Origin of the sequence: Nonomuraea phyllanthi, from assembly GCF_006334985.2 — a bacterium.
GTDB classification, from domain to species: Bacteria; Actinomycetota; Actinomycetes; order Streptosporangiales; family Streptosporangiaceae; genus Nonomuraea; species Nonomuraea phyllanthi.
Window position 1 is genome coordinate 148456 of the sequence record NZ_VDLX02000012.1, and the last position, 15711, is coordinate 164166.

At 71.8% G+C, this 15711-nt stretch carries 14 protein-coding genes; 7 read left to right on the forward strand and 7 right to left on the reverse strand.

The features are described 5' to 3' along the window. Positions 1-19 precede the first annotated feature (19 nt). The 3 genes from FH608_RS30095 to FH608_RS51715 form a co-directional block, all read right to left on the reverse strand. Complete coding sequence (locus tag FH608_RS30095) at positions 20-3490, reverse strand: WD40 repeat domain-containing serine/threonine protein kinase (RefSeq protein WP_139634011.1); 3471 nt, start codon at positions 3488-3490, stop codon at positions 20-22. Positions 3491-3535: 45 nt separating this feature from the next. Next, positions 3536-4138 (reverse strand): TetR/AcrR family transcriptional regulator, encoded by a 603-nt coding sequence (locus tag FH608_RS30100; protein ID WP_139634012.1) that lies wholly within the window; start codon positions 4136-4138, stop codon positions 3536-3538. A gap of 247 nt (positions 4139-4385) precedes the next feature. Then, positions 4386-4772, reverse strand: a complete 387-nt coding sequence (locus FH608_RS51715; protein ID WP_153265198.1) for a hypothetical protein — start codon at positions 4770-4772, stop codon at positions 4386-4388. Positions 4773-5119: 347 nt separating this feature from the next. Here FH608_RS51715 and FH608_RS30110 point away from each other — a divergent pair, with 347 nt between their 5' ends. Further along, positions 5120-5860: an SDR family oxidoreductase gene (locus FH608_RS30110; protein WP_139634014.1), complete on the forward strand. Its 741-nt coding sequence runs from the start codon at positions 5120-5122 to the stop codon at positions 5858-5860. A 22-nt stretch (positions 5861-5882) separates the two neighbouring features. Here FH608_RS30110 and FH608_RS30115 read toward each other — a convergent pair whose 3' ends face one another. After that, positions 5883-7151 (reverse strand): flavin-dependent oxidoreductase, encoded by a 1269-nt coding sequence (locus FH608_RS30115; protein ID WP_139634015.1) that lies wholly within the window; start codon positions 7149-7151, stop codon positions 5883-5885. Positions 7152-7296: 145 nt separating this feature from the next. Between FH608_RS30115 and FH608_RS30120 the strand changes: the two genes are divergently transcribed. From FH608_RS30120 to FH608_RS30145, 6 genes are all read left to right on the forward strand, one after another. Further along, the gene (locus tag FH608_RS30120; protein ID WP_139634016.1) at positions 7297-8055 is read left to right on the forward strand and encodes an IclR family transcriptional regulator; all 759 of its coding nucleotides are present in this window, start codon (positions 7297-7299) and stop codon (positions 8053-8055) included. 193 nt (positions 8056-8248) lie between these two features. Beyond that, positions 8249-9736: a UbiD family decarboxylase gene (locus FH608_RS30125; RefSeq protein WP_193318705.1), complete on the forward strand. Its 1488-nt coding sequence runs from the start codon at positions 8249-8251 to the stop codon at positions 9734-9736. After that, positions 9733-10785 (forward strand): ABC transporter substrate-binding protein, encoded by a 1053-nt coding sequence (locus FH608_RS30130; protein WP_139634018.1) that lies wholly within the window; start codon positions 9733-9735, stop codon positions 10783-10785. The genes FH608_RS30125 and FH608_RS30130 overlap by 4 nt, the downstream gene beginning before the upstream one ends. Beyond that, positions 10782-11582 (forward strand): ABC transporter ATP-binding protein, encoded by an 801-nt coding sequence (locus FH608_RS30135; protein WP_139634019.1) that lies wholly within the window; start codon positions 10782-10784, stop codon positions 11580-11582. The genes FH608_RS30130 and FH608_RS30135 overlap by 4 nt, the downstream gene beginning before the upstream one ends. Further along, a complete protein-coding gene (locus tag FH608_RS30140; RefSeq protein WP_139634020.1) occupies positions 11579-12418 on the forward strand; it encodes an ABC transporter permease in 840 nt (279 codons plus the stop codon). Before FH608_RS30135 ends, FH608_RS30140 begins: the two co-directional genes overlap by 4 nt. Continuing rightward, positions 12415-13089 carry a UbiX family flavin prenyltransferase gene (locus tag FH608_RS30145; protein WP_226900030.1) on the forward strand — a complete coding sequence of 225 codons (675 nt, stop codon included), beginning with the start codon at positions 12415-12417 and terminating at the stop codon, positions 13087-13089. Before FH608_RS30140 ends, FH608_RS30145 begins: the two co-directional genes overlap by 4 nt. Here FH608_RS30145 and FH608_RS30150 read toward each other — a convergent pair. The 3 genes from FH608_RS30150 to FH608_RS30160 are packed head-to-tail and all read right to left on the reverse strand — an operon-like array spanning position 13072 to position 15661. Beyond that, positions 13072-13758: a maleylpyruvate isomerase family mycothiol-dependent enzyme gene (locus FH608_RS30150; RefSeq protein WP_139634021.1), complete on the reverse strand. Its 687-nt coding sequence runs from the start codon at positions 13756-13758 to the stop codon at positions 13072-13074. The genes FH608_RS30145 and FH608_RS30150 overlap by 18 nt on opposite strands. Beyond that, complete coding sequence (locus FH608_RS30155) at positions 13755-14582, reverse strand: fumarylacetoacetate hydrolase family protein (protein WP_139634022.1); 828 nt, start codon at positions 14580-14582, stop codon at positions 13755-13757. Before FH608_RS30155 ends, FH608_RS30150 begins: the two co-directional genes overlap by 4 nt. Further along, positions 14579-15661: a cupin domain-containing protein gene (locus tag FH608_RS30160; protein ID WP_139634023.1), complete on the reverse strand. Its 1083-nt coding sequence runs from the start codon at positions 15659-15661 to the stop codon at positions 14579-14581. The genes FH608_RS30155 and FH608_RS30160 overlap by 4 nt, the downstream gene beginning before the upstream one ends. Positions 15662-15711: the final 50 nt, after the last annotated feature.

Genomic DNA, 15711 nt, shown 5'->3' on the forward strand with positions numbered 1-15711 from the left:
TTCGAGGACCCGGCGATGGTCACTGGCCTGTTTCGCACGGCCGCGTCGGCATGCCCGGGGCGTACCTGTGCCATTCGGAGGCGGTGATCACCCTGTCGGCCCTGCGGCAGACCTTCCGCAGCAGATCGTCGGGGCGGAGCGGGATCTTCAGGCCCCAGCCGGTGACCAGCTCGTCTTCGCCGAATGCCAGCTGCGAGGTGGTCCGCCCGGCCGGTCGGCCCTGGCCGAGGCGGGTCCGCGTGGCCACGTCCCACAGCGTGACCCCGTCCCCGGACGCGGCCAGGGTGTGCCCGTCGGCGCTGAACGCCAGCCCGGTGACCTGGTCGTCGGCGGGGTACGGCAGGCCGCTGGGCTGCCAGGTGCGGGTGTCCCAGTGCACGATCTGGCCTGCCCGGGTGGCGACGACGAGGGTGCGGCCGTCCGGGCTGAAGGCGGCCGCGGTGAGGGCCTGCTGGCCGAGGGGTACGTCCTCGGAGGTGTCCGGGGTGACGCGCCGGGGTTGGGCGCCGAGAACGATCAGGGTGTCGCCGTCGGGGCTGAAGAGCACGTCGTAACCCAGCAGCGTCTCGACGGGTCGCAGGACGCGCCGGCCGGTCAGGTCGTAGATCGTGGTGCGGGTCCAGCCGGAGTTGCCGCCGTCGTTGTCGGTGACGGCGACGAGCTTGCCGTCAGGGCTGAGGGCGACGTCGCTGACGAACCGATACGGCTCGGCCACGGTGAACGACGCGAGCTTCCGGCGGCCTGGCACGTCCCACACCGTGACCTCGCCCTGACCGGTGGCGGTGACCAGCCGGTCGGCCGACGAGCCGAAGCCGAAGCTGTCCTGGAGTCCCAGCCGCGCCGGGAGCCGTCCCAGGGAGGCGGGCGGCTCCGAGGCGGTGCTGATCAGTTCGAGTGAGTCGGCGTGGCGCAGGGCCAGAAGCGTGCCGTCGGGGCTGACCGCGCGCTCGCTCTCTTGCGCCGACAGACTCCCCTGCGCCGACAGACTCTCCCGTGTCAATTGACCCTTCTGTCCAAAAATACTCTTCTGTCCCAACAGATAGGGGGACATGTCGAGATCGGTGACGGCGCCGCTCGCTCCTGCCACGCGCAGCACGTGCTCTCCGGCGAACCAGAGATCGTCCACCATGTCGGAGGTGTCGTACGTCATCACCGGAATTCCCGACCCCACCTGCCACAGCGCGATCTGCCCGGCCGAGTGGGCCATCGCGAAGTAGCGCCCGTCCGGGCTGAAAGCCGCCCGGGTGGCGGTTCCCGCTTCCGGGGTGGCCTGGTACTTCTCGCTCGTCTGCGTGCCCGTCACCCTGTCGATCAGCCGCACGCCCTCCGCGTTCGAGATCGCCAGAGTCCTGCCATCAGGGCTGAAGGCCAGCCCGTCGAAATCCGTGGCGGGCAGATCGTGGAGCTTCGCACCGCTCTTCAGGTCCACGATTCCGACCCCGGTCAGGGCGGCGTAGCGGTCCCCGGGGGCGACGGCCGCGTTCTGCGGGGTCCCGGGCACCACGAGCTGCGTGCGTGAATCCACCGACCACAGCTGCACCCCGTTCACTGTCTTGGCCATCAGCACTCCGCCCGACGGGCTGAACTCCAGCGGGGCGATCAGGCCCGGCCACCTGTTCTCCATGTCGAGGTAGTCCGCGATCCCGGACGGCCCGAACGCGTCGCCGCGCCGCCGTCCGTCCTGCCACAGCCTGACGCCCTTGGAACCGCTCACGGCCAGCAGCCGCCCGCCCGAGGCGACCGCGACGGCGTCGACGGGGGTGGGCAGGTCCGTGATCTCGGTCGTACGGGTGCCGGAGGCGAGGTCCCACAGCTCGGCCCGCCGGCCGTCCACCACCACGAGCGTGCCGCCGTCGGGGCTGATGGCGATCCGGCCGGACGGGGGCACGAACCGGTCGAGCTCGGTCTGGGCGAGCGCGGAGTGGAGCCCGGCTCTGGTCTCCAGCAGCGGTGCCAGCTGCCAGGCCGCGGCCGACAGCGCCATTCCCAGCGCCGGGTCCACGGTCCGCAGCTCGGCGGCCTTGGCGACCAGCTGCCGCGCGGTCACCTCGGTGAGCTGGCGCGCGACCGTCGCCCGCTGGGCCTCGGCCTCCCGCCGCTGGTACTCGGCCACTCCCGTCGCCGTCAACGCCACGACCAGCAGGACGGCCAGCGCCGCGGTGACCGTCCGCCTGATGCGATGGCGCCGCGTCGCGGCGGCTTGCGCGGCGGCCAGGAACTCGCGTTCGGCAGAGGTGAGGGTCAGCCGGCCCGTGTGGCCGGCGGCCCAGCGTAACGCCTGGTCGAGGCCGCTGCCGTGGAGCAGGTCACCGGGCCGCCTGCCGTACGCCTGCCAGCGCATGGCCCCGTCCCCTACCACCCGATATCCCGAAATATCCTCGGAAGCTGCCCAAGCGCGCAGCCGCGGCCACGCCCGTAACAGCGCGGGGCTCATCGCGAGACGGCCCTCGTCCCGCGTGATGATCCCCGCTTCCGCGAGGACCGACGCCACCTCCTCCGCGCCCTGCCCCAGTGACTCCAGCTCGGCCGGCTCCACCTCCCGCACCGCGTTGCCCGGCATGACGGCCCGCAGCAGGATCTGTGCCACCAGCGCCTGCCGTGTCGCATCGAGCCCGCCGTACACCTCCTCGGCCAGTTCTCCGAGCGGCGGCCTGCCGCCCGTCAGCCCCTGCGGCGGCCTGACCCGCGCCGCCACCCGGCTGCCCCGCTCCGGCTCCGCGCCGCCGATCAGCTCCAGCAGCAGTCCGGAGGCGCTCGGCCGGCGCGCGGGGTCCTTCTCGAGCGCCCGCGCCACGAGGCCGCGCAAGGGCTCCGGCACCGCCGACAGCTCGGGCTCGGTGTGCAGGTGGGCGTAGATGACCGCCGCGTCGGTCGTCCCCTGGAACGGGGGCCTGCCCGTGGCGGCGAACACCATGACCGCGCCCCAGGCGTAGACGTCCGCCGCCGGCCCCGCTTTGTTCCCCCGGAACACCTCGGGCGCCATGTAGGGCGGCGTGCCCGCCACGCTCATCGTGCTGGTCGACGACGCGTCCAGCACCCGCGCGATCCCGAAGTCGATCACGCGCGGGCCGTGCGGCCCCAGCAGCACGTTGTCCGGTTTCAGATCCCGGTGCACCACGCCGGCCGCGTGGATGGCGACCATCGCCGTCGCGATCCCGGTCGCCAGCCGGTGCAGGTCGTCCCCGCCGTACGGCCCGCCGTCGAGCACCGCGTGCCGCAGGCTCGGCCCGTCCACGAACTCGCTGACCAGGTACGGCGGATCCGCCTCGAGATCGTGGGCGAGCACGCGGGCCGTGCAGAAGGAGGCCACCCGGCTGAGCGCCGCCACCTCCCGGTCCGGCCCGAACCCGCTCTCCGGCCGCAGCACCTTGACCGCGACCCGGTTCCCGTCCTCGTCGTAGCCCTCGTAGACGACGGCCTGCCCGCCTGCTCCCAGCCTGGCCGCGAGCCAGTAGCCGCCGACGTGGTGGGGACGCTCGGGATCGGCCATGCCCGCAAAATATCGTTTGTCCCTTGCAGGGCACTGAACGCCGGCTCAGGGGCGGGAGGTGCGGAGGCCGGCCACGAGGATCGACAGCAGCCGCGGCCCCCGCGCGTCGAGCTCGGCGTCGTCCAGTCGCGACAGCCAGCTGATGAGCACGATGACGTCGCGGGCCTCGGCGTCGGCGCGGACGCTGCCGGCTGAGCGGCCGGCGGCCAGCAGCAGCTCCACCGCCTCACCGATCGGGCCGAGGCTGTGGTCGGCGAGGTCGCGCCACGTCGCCGCCTCGACGGCGGCGAAGACGTCGCGCTTGACCCGGGCGTAGGCGGCCACCCGGTCGAACCAGGCCGCCAGCGCGTCGAGCGGCTCGTGGGTCGCCAGCAGGCGCGGCGCCTGGGTGACCAGCTCGTCCACCTCCCGGCGGTACACCTCGGCCAGGAGGTCCTCGCGTGTCGGGAAGTGCCGGTACAGCGTGCCCTGCCCGATTCCGCAGGCCTTCGCGACCGCGTTGAGCTTCAGCTCTCCCGGCTCGCGTACGAGATCGCGGGCCGCCTGAAGGATCCGCTCGCGGTTGCGCCGTGCGTCGGCACGCCGCGCTCCGTCGCTCTTGGCGATATCAGACACGTGTCCGCTGAGGTCGTCGGTGTGACCGGACATGTGTCCATGCTAGGAGGTCCCAACAGACCGGCCGATGATCGCAGCGGCGAGGGTCATGAAGACCTCATGGACGTCGTCGCGGACGGTGGTCCGGGGTGAAGAAACCGCCGCCGACCGGCTCCGGCCTCGAGAAGGCGTGGTGCGGGTCGGCGGCGGACGGGAGACCGACAGGCCGTGGCGGAGTCTCCACGGCCTGTCGGCGCCTTGTTACGGCCGATTCACGGCCGTGGGTGATGCGTACCGAGGCTCAGCGGTGACCCCAGCGGTGACCCAGGTGGTGACCCCAGCGGTGGTTCCAGCGGTGGTCCCAGCGCCGGTCCCAGTGCCGGTCCCAGCGGTAGCGGCCGGTGGTCGGGTCGAAGTGCCAGTAGCCCAACCTGGGGTCGTGGCGCCAGTAGCCCCATCGCGGGTCGTATCGGTTGCCCTGGTGCGCGTCCCAGCGGGGGTCGTCGGTGCCCCAGCGCGGGTCGAGCGGGTGGTGCCCGTGTTGCCGGACCTGGCTGACGTCGGCCTTCGCGGCATGGTCGACCGACGTGGTGGCGGCCGAGGCGATGGGAGCGAGCCCCGCCAGCGTCCCGATGGCGATGGCCGGACCGATCAAGGCGGCCTTCACGATCGTTGAAAGAGGTTTCATGGATCCCCGTATCGTTTGTCGGGAACGGACGCCGGTTATCTTCCGCGTGCGACGGAATGGCAAGCCCAATGAATGGTCAATGCCAGGCGGGGAATTGGCGGGGCCATTTTTCTCGGGGTTGCCGCCCTCGACGGTTCCCTGGCGTCGCCGCCCGGCTGTGGTGCCACGGGTGAGGTGGGGCATCAGGCGAGCACCGCCGCCTTCGATGCCCAGGGCGAATGTCCCGGGCGAAGCGACCACGACCGGTGGAAGGGAGATCGACGGGCGGAGTTGGTAGAAGCGGACACATGTCCGGTAAGGTCCGTGGATGTAACCGGACACGTGTCCATTCCAAGGGGAGGATCGTCATGGCCATCCAGGGCAAGGTCGTCGCCATCACCGGCGCCAGCAGCGGAATCGGTGAGGCGACGGCTCGCCACCTCGCCTCGCTCGGTGCGGCCGTCGTCCTCGGCGCCCGCCGCACCGACCGGCTGGAGCGGCTGGTCGGCGAGATCGAGGCCGCCGGTGGGCAGGCGGCCGCCACGCGCGTGGACGTGACCCGTCCCGACGACCTGCGGTCGCTGGTGGCCGTCGCCGTCGAGCGCTTCGGCCGGCTGGACGTCCTGGTGGGCAACGCCGGGATCAGCCGGATCGGTCCCGTCGCCGACCTGGACGTCGAGGGCTGGTCCGCGATGGTCGACGTGAACGTCAAGGGGATCCTGCACGGGATCGCCGCGGCCCTGCCGGTGTTCCGCCGTCAGGGCGGTGGCCACCTCGTCACCGTCGTCTCGACCTCCGGCCTGAAGATCGTCCCCACCCAGGCGGTGTACGCCGGGACGAAGAACGCCGTACGCACCCTCCTGGAGGGCCTGCGGCAGGAGAGCACCGACGGGGTGCTGCGTACGACGTCGATCTCCCCGGGCTACGTCCGCACCGAGCTGATCGACCACGCCGTCGACGATCCGGACGTGCGCGAGCAGGCGAGGCGGAACATGGCCGAGCTCGGCATCGACCCGATGGCGGTGGCCCGGGCGATCGCCTTCGCGATCGACCAGCCCGACGACGTCGAGATCGGGGATCTGACCATCCGGCCGGCCCGCCAGGGCTGAGCGCTTGGCGCGACGTGCCCCGTCAGCGGTCGGTGCGCAGGGCCTCGGTGGAGAAGCCCGCGATCTCCTTGTACCGCTGCGAGATCTCCGCCAGCTCCTCCACCTTGATCACGTCATCGATGGAGTCGAACGGCCGGTCGCCCGTCCGCTGCGACACCTCACGGATGATCACGTCCGGCGGCATGCTGCGGTTGGCCAGCACCACCTGGGCGGTCGCGGGCAGCCGCTCGGCCTCGTAGGCCCGCAGGGCGCTCACCGGGTCGGGTGCGGTGCTCAGGTGCCGGCGCAGCGCGCGGGCGTCGAGGATCGCCTGGCCGGCGCCGTTGGAGCCGCGCGGCACCATCGGGTGGGCGGCGTCGCCGAGCAGCGTGATGCGGCCCACGCTCCAGTGGTCCAGCGGGTCCTGGTCGACCATCGGGTACTCCAGGACGGTCTGCGAGCCCCGCATCATCGCCGGCACGTCGAGCCAGTCGAAGTGCCAGTCCTCGAAGGCGCCGATGAAGTCCTCCAGGCGGCCGCGCCGGTTCCAGTCGCGTTGCAGGTGGCGGGGGGTCTGGATCTCGACGACCCAGTTGAGCAGCTGGTCGCCGTCCGGCAGGTTCCTGATCGGGTAGGCGACGAGCTTGCCGCGATCGATCCAGCCGGCCCGCACCATGCTGGCCCCCGACAGGAACGGCCTGCCCTTGGTCACGCCCCGCCACATGTTGATGCCGGAGTAGCGCGGCTCGCCCTCGTCGGGGTGGAGCTGCCTGCGCAGCGCCGAGTGGATGCCGTCGCAGGCGACCAGGGCGCGGGCCCGTACGGAGGGCAGGTCGCCGCCGTCGGGGCCGGTGAAGTGCGCGGTGACGCCGTGCTCGTCCTGGTCGGCGCGCACACAGCGGTGGCCGAGCAGGACGGCGTCGTGGCCGAGCCGCTCGCGTACCGCGGCCAGGAGGACGGCGTGCAGGTCGCCGCGGTGGACGGAGTACTGCGGGTGGTCGTATCCGGCCTTCCGCCCGGCGGGCTCCCGGTAGATGAGCTGGCCGAAGCGGTTGAAGAAGACCGATTCGGCGGTGACGACGGCGACCTGGCCCAGCTGCTCGCCGAGCCCGAGCCGGTGCAGGACGCGGCTGGCGTGCGGCAGCAGGTTGATGCCCACGCCCACCGCGCCGACCTCGGGCACGGCCTCGTGGACACGGCAGTCGATCCCGGCGTCGTGCAGTTCGAGCGCGAGCACCAGGCCGGCGATGCCGGCGCCGACGATGAGGATTTCGGTGGAAGGGCTCGCGGGATCGGGGGACCGTCGCGGCATGAAGACTCCTGGCTCCTGTACGGGGTGCGCCGGACGGGGATGAGGAGGGCCGGCGCCGGCGCCGGGTCGGGCGCCGAGCACATGGTGCCATCGTGTTGTCTATTGCGTACAAGTTCACGGTGGATTTTCTGCTATACAGAACAGCATGCTTGAATCCCTCCCCCCGTACGCCATCGGATCGGTGGACAAGGCGCTGCTCATCCTGCTCATGATCCGGGACCGAGGGGAGGTGCGGGTCACCGACGTCAGCGACGAGCTGGGCGTGGCCCGTTCGACGGCCCATCGGCTGCTGCTCACCCTGGCCCACCGCGGTTTCGTCGCCCAGGACCGGGTCAGCCGGGCCTACCGCGCGGGCCGGGTCGTGGTGGAGATCGGGCTGACCGCCGTGGGCGGGCTCGACATCCGGCGCAAGGCCAGGCGGCACATGGAGTGGCTGGCGGCGGAGCTGCACGAGACGGTCAACCTGCTCGTCCTGGAGGGCAACGGCACCCGCTTCATCGACGGGGCGGAGGGCGACCGCCCGCTGCGGGTCTCCTCGCGTACCGGCACGTTGCTGCCCGCGCACAGCACCTCGGGCGGCAAGGTGCTGCTCGCCGAGCTGTCCGACGAGGAGGTGCTCGCGCTCTTCCCCGGAGGGCTGACGCGGGTCACCGACCGCACCATCACCGAGCCCGACGCCCTGAGCGCCGAGTTGCGCAGCGTGCGCGACCTCGGCTACGGAGTGAATCACGAGGAGAGCACGCCCGGCCTGGACGCGGTAGCCGTGTGCGTGCGCGACCACCTCGGCCGGGCCCTCGCCGCGCTCGCGGTCAGCGTGCCTCACCAGCGCATGACCCAGGGGAGCCTGCACATGATGCTGCCGTTGCTGCGCTCGGCGGCCGAGGCCATCAGCCAGGATCTGTAGAACCGGCGGCCGGCCGACGGCGTAAGTTGTTCCGCCATACAGAATTTCTGGCGGTTCAATTCCCTTTTGCGCAATCCCGCCGTAGCTTCTGGCATCTAACCAGCAGATCCGGGCGCTGTGCCACGAAACGGGTAGATGTCATGATTCAGCATGGAAACGGTCGATTCAGCGTGCTTCCGCGCGGGTGGCGCCGGTGACCTACAACGACTACGACGGCCCCCACGCCGACCTGCGGGAGCTGATCGAGCGTATTGACCGCTCCGGGCAACTGGTGCGGGTCGCCGGCGTCGATCCGCACCTCGAGCTCGGCACCCTGATCGAGCTCATCGCGCACCGCGGCGGCGAGGGCGGCCCGGCCGTCCTGTTCGACGAGCTCACCGGCGCCAAGCCCGGCCACCGCGCCTTCTCCGGCGCCACCAACTCCGCCGCGCGGCTGGCGCTCACCCTCGGCCTGCCGGCACCGGACCATCCGCTCGACGTCGTGCGCGCCTACCGCGACCGGATGAAGACCCACACGCCCATCCCGCCGGTCACCGTGGACGACGGCCCCGTGCTGGAGAACGTCCTGCGCGACGACGAGGTGGACGTGACCACGCTGGTCGCGCCTTTTCTGCACGAGCGGGACGGCGGCCGCTACATCGGCACCGACGACCTGGTCATCATGCGCGACCCGGACGACGGCTGGGTCAACGTCGGCACCTACCGCAGCATGGTGCACGGTCCCGACCGGGTGGGCCTGTGGATGTCACCCGGCAAGCAGGGCAGGCAGATCAGGGAGAAGTACTTCTCCCGCGGCGAGCCCTGCCCGGTCCTGATCTCCTGCGGCCACGACCCGCTGCTGTTCCTGGCCTCGGGCAACGAGCTGCGCTACGGCCTGTCGGAGTACGACTACGCGGGCGGGCACCGCGGCCGGCCCTTCGAGGTGGTGGCCTCGGAGCTGTACGGGCTGCCCATGCCGGCCAGGGCCGAGCTGGTGCTGGAGGGCGAGATGTACCCGGGCGAGGTCGCGCCCGAGGGCCCGTTCGGCGAGTTCACCGGCTACTACGCGGGCGGCCGCTCGGACCAGCCGGTGGTACGCGTCCGCAGGATCTACCACCGCAACGACCCCATCGTGACGGTCGCCTCCCCGATCAGGCCCCCCTCGAACTTCTCCTACAGCAAGTGCGTGATGAAGTCCGGGATGATCTGGGACGAGGTGGAGCGGGCCGGGCTGTCCGGCGTGCAGGGCGTGTGGTGCCACGAGGCCGGCGCCGCCCGCCTGTTCAACGTCATCTCGATCAAGCAGGCCTACGACGGGCACGCCAAGCAGGCCGGGCTGCTCGCCGCGTCCTGCCAGTCGGGCTCCTACCTCGGGCGCTTCGTCGTCGTGGTGGACGAGGACATCGACCCGGCCAACACCTTCGACGTGCTCTGGGCCATGTCCACGAGGTGCGACCCGGCCGAGGACATCGAGATCATCCGCCGGGCGTGGAGCGGGCCGCTCGACCCCCGCATCCCGCACGGGCAGACGCACAACTCGCGCGGCGTCATCATGGCCGTCCGCCCCTACCACCGGCTCGCCGACTTCCCGCCCGTCGCGGAGGCGAGCCCGGAGCTGCGTGACGAGGTCGCGCGCAAGTTCGCCGGCGTCCTGGCCAGCCTCGGCTCCCCAACCCCCCACGTACCGAAGGAAACAGAATGAGCAGGCTCCGCCTGGCCGCGGTCGCCGCGGCGACCGTCTCCCTGGCCCTCGGCCTCACCGCGTGCGGCGGCGACACGACCTCCGCCGGGGCGTCCGGCTCTTCCGGCGGTGACGGCGCCACCATCACGTACGGCATCTACGAGCCCGGCGCCGACTCCGGCTACCTGCTGATGGGCAAGGAGAAGGACTTCTTCGCCAAGCACGGCGTCAAGGTCGAGATCGTGCAGCTCAAGAGCGCCCAGCAGGCGTTTCCCGCGCTGCTGGCCAAGCAGGTCGACATCATTCAGGGCAACCCGAGCGAGGCGCTGCTGGCCGTGCAGAAGGGGGCGAAGCTGAAGTTCGTCGGCTCCACCATGCCCGGCCAGAACTACGCCCTCTACGCCAAGAACGACGTCGCCTCCGTGCAGGCCATGTCCGGCGCCACGCTCGGCGTCTCCACCCCGACCGGCCTGCCTGCCGTGGTGGCCAAGGCCATGATGCTCCAGTCCTCCGTGGATCCCTCCTCGGTCAAGCTCGTCAATTCCGGCGGCTCCTCCGACCGGTACAAGGCGGTGGTCGCCGGACAGATCCAGGCCGCCTCGGCGCCCCTCGACTACACCGCGCAGGCGGCCAAGGACGGCGTCAAGGTGCTGGCCCGCGCCAAGGACGTGGTGCCGGACTTCCCCAGGTACGCGCTCATCACCCGCGACGACGTGCTCCAGAGCAAGGGGCAGGCGGTGAGCGGGCTCATCGCAGGGCTGGTCGAGGGCATCCGCTACGCGAACGACCATCCGGACGAGGCCAAGGCGCTGGCCGCCAAGACGCTCAAGCTGCCGGCCACCGACCCGATGATCGAGGAGACGTACAAGGAGTTCCACGACGGCGGCTACCTGGCGCTGAACGGCGAGATCCCGGTCAAGCAGATCAAGTACCTCGCCGACCTGCAGGTCAAGCTCGGCATCACCGACAAGGCCGTCCCGGTGGACCCGATGGTGGACGACAGCTACCGCCAGAAGGCCGTGGAAGGGCTGGGGCAGGTCACCTCGAACTACTACGGAGACGCCAAATGAGCGGCGACGTCGCGGTGGACGTCCGCGGGGTGTCCAAACGCTTCCAGGACGACAAGGGCCGGGAGGTGCACGCGCTCCAGGACGTGTCCTTCCAGGTGCGCCGCGGTGAGATCGTGGCGCTGACGGGACGCAGCGGCTGCGGCAAGACCACGTTGCTGCGCATCATCATGGGCCTGGAGCACCCGACCTCCGGCGCCGTCGACGTGGACGGCGAAGCCGTGCACGGCCCCGGGATCAACCGCGGCATCGTCTTCCAGAACGCCGAACTGCTGCCCTGGCGCACCGCGCTCGGCAACGTCGAGTTCGGTCTGGAGGCCCGGCGGCTGCCCAAGGCGCAGCGGCGCGAGGCCGCGGAGCAGGCGATCGAACTGGTCGGACTCAAGGACGCCGCCCACCGCCGCCCGCACGAGCTGTCCGGCGGGATGCGCCAGCGCGTCGGCATCGCCCGCGCCCTGGCCATCGACCCCGCCGTGCTGCTCATGGACGAGCCCTTCTCCGCGCTCGACGCGCAGACCAGGGAGAAGATGCAGGGCGAGCTGCTGGAGATCCACCAGCGGACCGGCAAGACCATCATCTTCGTCAGCCACGACATCGACGAGTCCGTGCTGCTCGCCGACCGGGTGGTCACGCTCGTGCCCGACCCCGGCCGGGTGCACGGCCTGCTCGACACCGACTTCGGCGCCTCGATCGATCTGGACGAGCGCCGCGGCTCGGCGAAGTTCGCCCAACGCCGCCACGAGCTGCTGCAACTCGTGCACGGCCGGGAGATCGCGCAGCAGGATGGAGTGTCTGTATGACCGCCCTGGCAGACCAGGCGGCGCCCGTCGAGGACGAGACCGCGCTGTCGAGGAGGATCCGGTCCCAGCGCCGCAGCGGTCGTGACCGGCTGATCACCGCCGCCGCCGTGGTCGTCCTGCTGATCATCTGGGAGGTCGCCGCGCGGCAGGTCGACCCCATCCTGGCCGCGCCGCCCAGCGCCGTCTTCACGGCGCTGATCGGCATGGTCGGCGACGGCTCGCTGCCGACCGCGGTCTGGGAGAGCGCCCAGCCCTTCCTCGTCGGGTACGTGCTGGCCATCGTGGTCGGCGTGCCGGTGGGCCTGCTCATCGGCCGGTTCCGGGTGGTCGAAGCCGCCATCGGCTGGCTCGTCATCGCCGGTTACGCCATGCCGATGATCGCCCTCACGCCGGTCTTCATGCTCTGGTTCGGGCTGGGCTTCGCGGTCAAGGCCGCGATGGTGATGACGATGACGGTCTTCGCGATCTCCATCAACACCTGGAACGGCGTGCAGAACGTGCCCCGCACCCTCATCGAGGTCGGCACCGCCTTCTGCACCTCGCAGCCGCGCATCCTGACCCAGATCGTCATCCCCTCCGTCATCCCCTCGATCATGACGGGCCTGCGCATCGGCATCGGCAAGGCCGTCGTCGGCATCGTCATCGCCGAGTTCTTCACCGCCATCGGCGGCGTCGGCGGGGTCATCGTGGACGCCGGGCACAGCTTCCAGCCGGACCGCATGTTCGCCGCGGTCGTCGTCCTGATGCTCGCCGCCGTCGCGCTGACCGGGCTGGTCGGGCTGATCGAGCGCCGGCTGGCCCCGTGGAACCGGTCGATCGCGGGAGGTGCGCGGTGAACACGCCGATCGCCGGGGCGCCGCGCCGCGTGGTGGTCGGCGTCTCCGGCGCCACCGGCACGGCCCTGGCCGTACGGGCGCTGCAACTGCTCGGCGCGGCCGGGGTGGAACGGCATCTCATCGTCAGCCCCGCCGCCCGGCGGACCGCGGCCTACGAGCTGCCGGAGGCCACGTTCGACGCCGAGGTCGTGCACAACTTCCGCGACATCGGCGCCTCCATCGCCTCCGGGTCCTACCCGGTGGACGCGATGATCGTGATCCCGTGCAGCGTCAAGACCCTCGGGGCGATCGCCTCGGGGGTGTCGGAGAACCTGCTGGTGCGGGCCGCCGACGTCACGCTCAAGGAACGGCGGCGGCTGGTCCTGTGCGTACGGGAGACGCCGCTGCACCTGGGGCACCTGCGGGCCATGGTCACCGCGACCGAGATCGGCGCGATCATCGCGCCGCCGATGCCCGCGTTCTACTCCATGCCGGAGTCGCTGGACGACGTGGTGGACCACATCGTGGCCAGGGCGCTGTCGCTGATCGGCGTGCACGTGCCGGGCGCGCCGCCGTGGCAGGGGGAACCCGCCTCGGCGGCGCGCGCGGAGGGACGGCGTGCCGGCATCGAGCGCACCCAGGACCGGCCTACGGAGGGACGGCGCTCGGCGGAGTCAGAGCCAGGCCGGTAGCGGCGGGCCCGGGCTGGCGCCGGGGCGGCCGAGCAGGTAGGCCGTCACCTCCGCCAGCTCCCCGCGCACCCGCGCCGGAGAGCCTTGGGTGCCCACGTCCCAGTGGTCGCCGGTGTCGGTGGCGGTCAGCGCCGCCCGCGGCGCGTCCGGGCGGGCGGACATCGCCGCCGCGGCGTCCCCGGCGAGCGCGCGCAGCACGTCGGCGGGGACGTCGCGCAGGCTCGTGCCGGCGTCCAGGTCGGCGGCGTGCACCCAGACCTCCCGGGTGCGCATCCACACCACCTCGGAGGCGGGCACGGCGCGGCCGCGGGCGGTGCGTACCTCGGACTTCCAGGCCGCCTCGGGCATCGCGGTGATCTCCCGGGCGAGGCGGGCGTTCGCGGCGGCCAGCTTCGCGCGCAGGTCGCCGGCAGGGAGCGCGGCGCCCGCCTCGATGTCGGCGGCCCGCTGCGCCGGCGAGGAGTACATCGGGTTCTCCACCCCGGTGCGGGCCCATCCGAGCAGGTTGACCAGGGCGTCGGCGTTGCTCGCGACGTGCGCGACGACGTGGCGGCGGCGCCAGCCCGGCAGCGCCGAGGGCGCGTCCAGGCCGGCGTCGTCGATCCCGCCCAGCGTCTTCTCGAAGAGCGCGGTGCCCTGCTGGACCCAGGACAGCCCGGCCACCGTCACGCCTTCTCCAGCCGGCAGACGTTGCGGCACTCGCCGAGCCCCTCGATCCGCGTGGTGACCACCGTGCCGTCGGCCAGGTAGCGCGGGGGCTTGCGGGCGTGGCCCACGCCGCCCGGGGTGCCGGTGGCGATCACGTCGCCGGGCGCCAGCGTGATGATCGTCGAGATGTAGGAGACCAGCTCCACCGGGGTGAACAGGATGTCCGCCAGGTCGGTGCTCTGCATCACCTCGCCGTCCACCTCGCAGCTCATTTCGCCGCTGGTGGCCGGCACCTCGTCCGGGGTGACCAGCCAGGGGCCGATCGGGGTGGTGTGCTCGAACGTCTTGCCCTGCAGCCACTGCAGGGTGCGGTACTGCCAGTCCCTGGCGGTCACGTCGTTGAGCACGGTGTAACCGGCGATGGCGGCCCTGGCCTCGTCCTCGTCCGCGTTCCTGACCTCGGTGCCGATGACCAGGGCCAGCTCGGCCTCCCAGTCCATGGCCTCGGAGACGGCGGGCAGCACGACGTCGTCGTACGCGCCGATCAGCGAGCGGCCGTACTTGGCGAAGAGCGTCGGGTACGCGGGCAGCTCGCGGCCCATCTCCTTGATGTGGTTGCGGTAGTTCTGCCCGACACAGATGATCTTCTCGGGCATGGTCACCAGGGGCGCGTAGTCGAGCCCGTCGAGCGGGTGGGCGGGGCCGTCGGCGGCCGCCGCGGCGTCGCGCCAGTCCGGCGTGCGCAGCAGCTCCACCAGGTCGGCCGTGCCGAGCTCGACCGCGGCGTCGGCGTCGACGCGGACCGCGCGGGTCCGGCCCGCGACGCGGATGGTGGCGAGTTTCATCGGTTTTCCTGCCTGCCTGCCGCCTGCCGCGCCAGGCCGGTGAAGCCGAGCGCGTCGTAGACGGGTTCGTCGCTGAAACGGAACAGATCCACCTGCGTCCCCGCCTCCAGCGAGAACTCGCACCAGGACGGTACGACGAACAGATCGCCCTTCTCGACCGGGAACCGCTGCTCGCCCAGGGCGACCGTGGCCTCGCCCTCGAAGACCTGCCACACCGCCGAGCCGACGATGCGCGAGGGCTCCGTACGGACCCCCGCCCGCAGCCGGTGGAACTCGGTGCGGATGGTGACCAGCGCGTCCCCGCCGGTGGTCGGGTTGGAGTAACGCACCCCGGCGTGGCCGGGCCCGAGCGCCGTCGGGTGCCCCTCGTCGGCGAGTTCCAGCTGCGCGGTCAGGGCGGCGTCGGTGTGCGCCCAGCGGTAGGCCATCAGCGGCGAGCTGGGCTGGTCCTGCGCCCCGATCGGGCGCAGCCCCGGGTGGCCCCACAGCCGCTCGTTGCGGGAGCGGTCAGGGGTCTCGGTGACCGTGAGCTTGTCAGGACCGAACTCGAAGAACCCGGCGTCGAGCTGGTGCACCAGCGGGATGTCCAGCCCGTCGATCCAGGCCATCGGATGGTCGGTGACGTTCTGGTGCTCGTGGAAGGCCCAGCTCGGGGTGAGCAACAGGTCGCCCCTGCGCATCGCCACCGGGTCGCCCTCGACGTTCGTCCAGACGCCCTCCCCGTCGATCACGAAGCGGAACGCGGTCTGCGTGTGATGGTGCGAGGGAGCCGTCTCGCGCGGGCCGAGGTACTGGATGGCGGCCCACAGGGTCGGGGTCGCGTACGGCAGGCCGGGCAGGCCCGGGTTGGCCAGGGCGATGGCCCGGCGCTCGCCGCCGCGCCCCACCGGCACCAGGTCGCCCGAGCGCTGCGCCAGCGGGTAGAGGTCGGACCAGCGCCACACGTGGGGGACGGCGGCCGGCTGCGGTGTCAGCGGCATCAGGTCGTCCCTGGCGGTCCACAAAGGGATCAGATGGTGCGCGCCGAAATCTCGGTAGAGCTGGTCGAGCGCGGCCTGTTCCTGCTCGGTCGTCGTCATGGGGTCCACTCCTCACGTGTGCGGAGCCGGCCGGGGCCGGCGTTTCGACC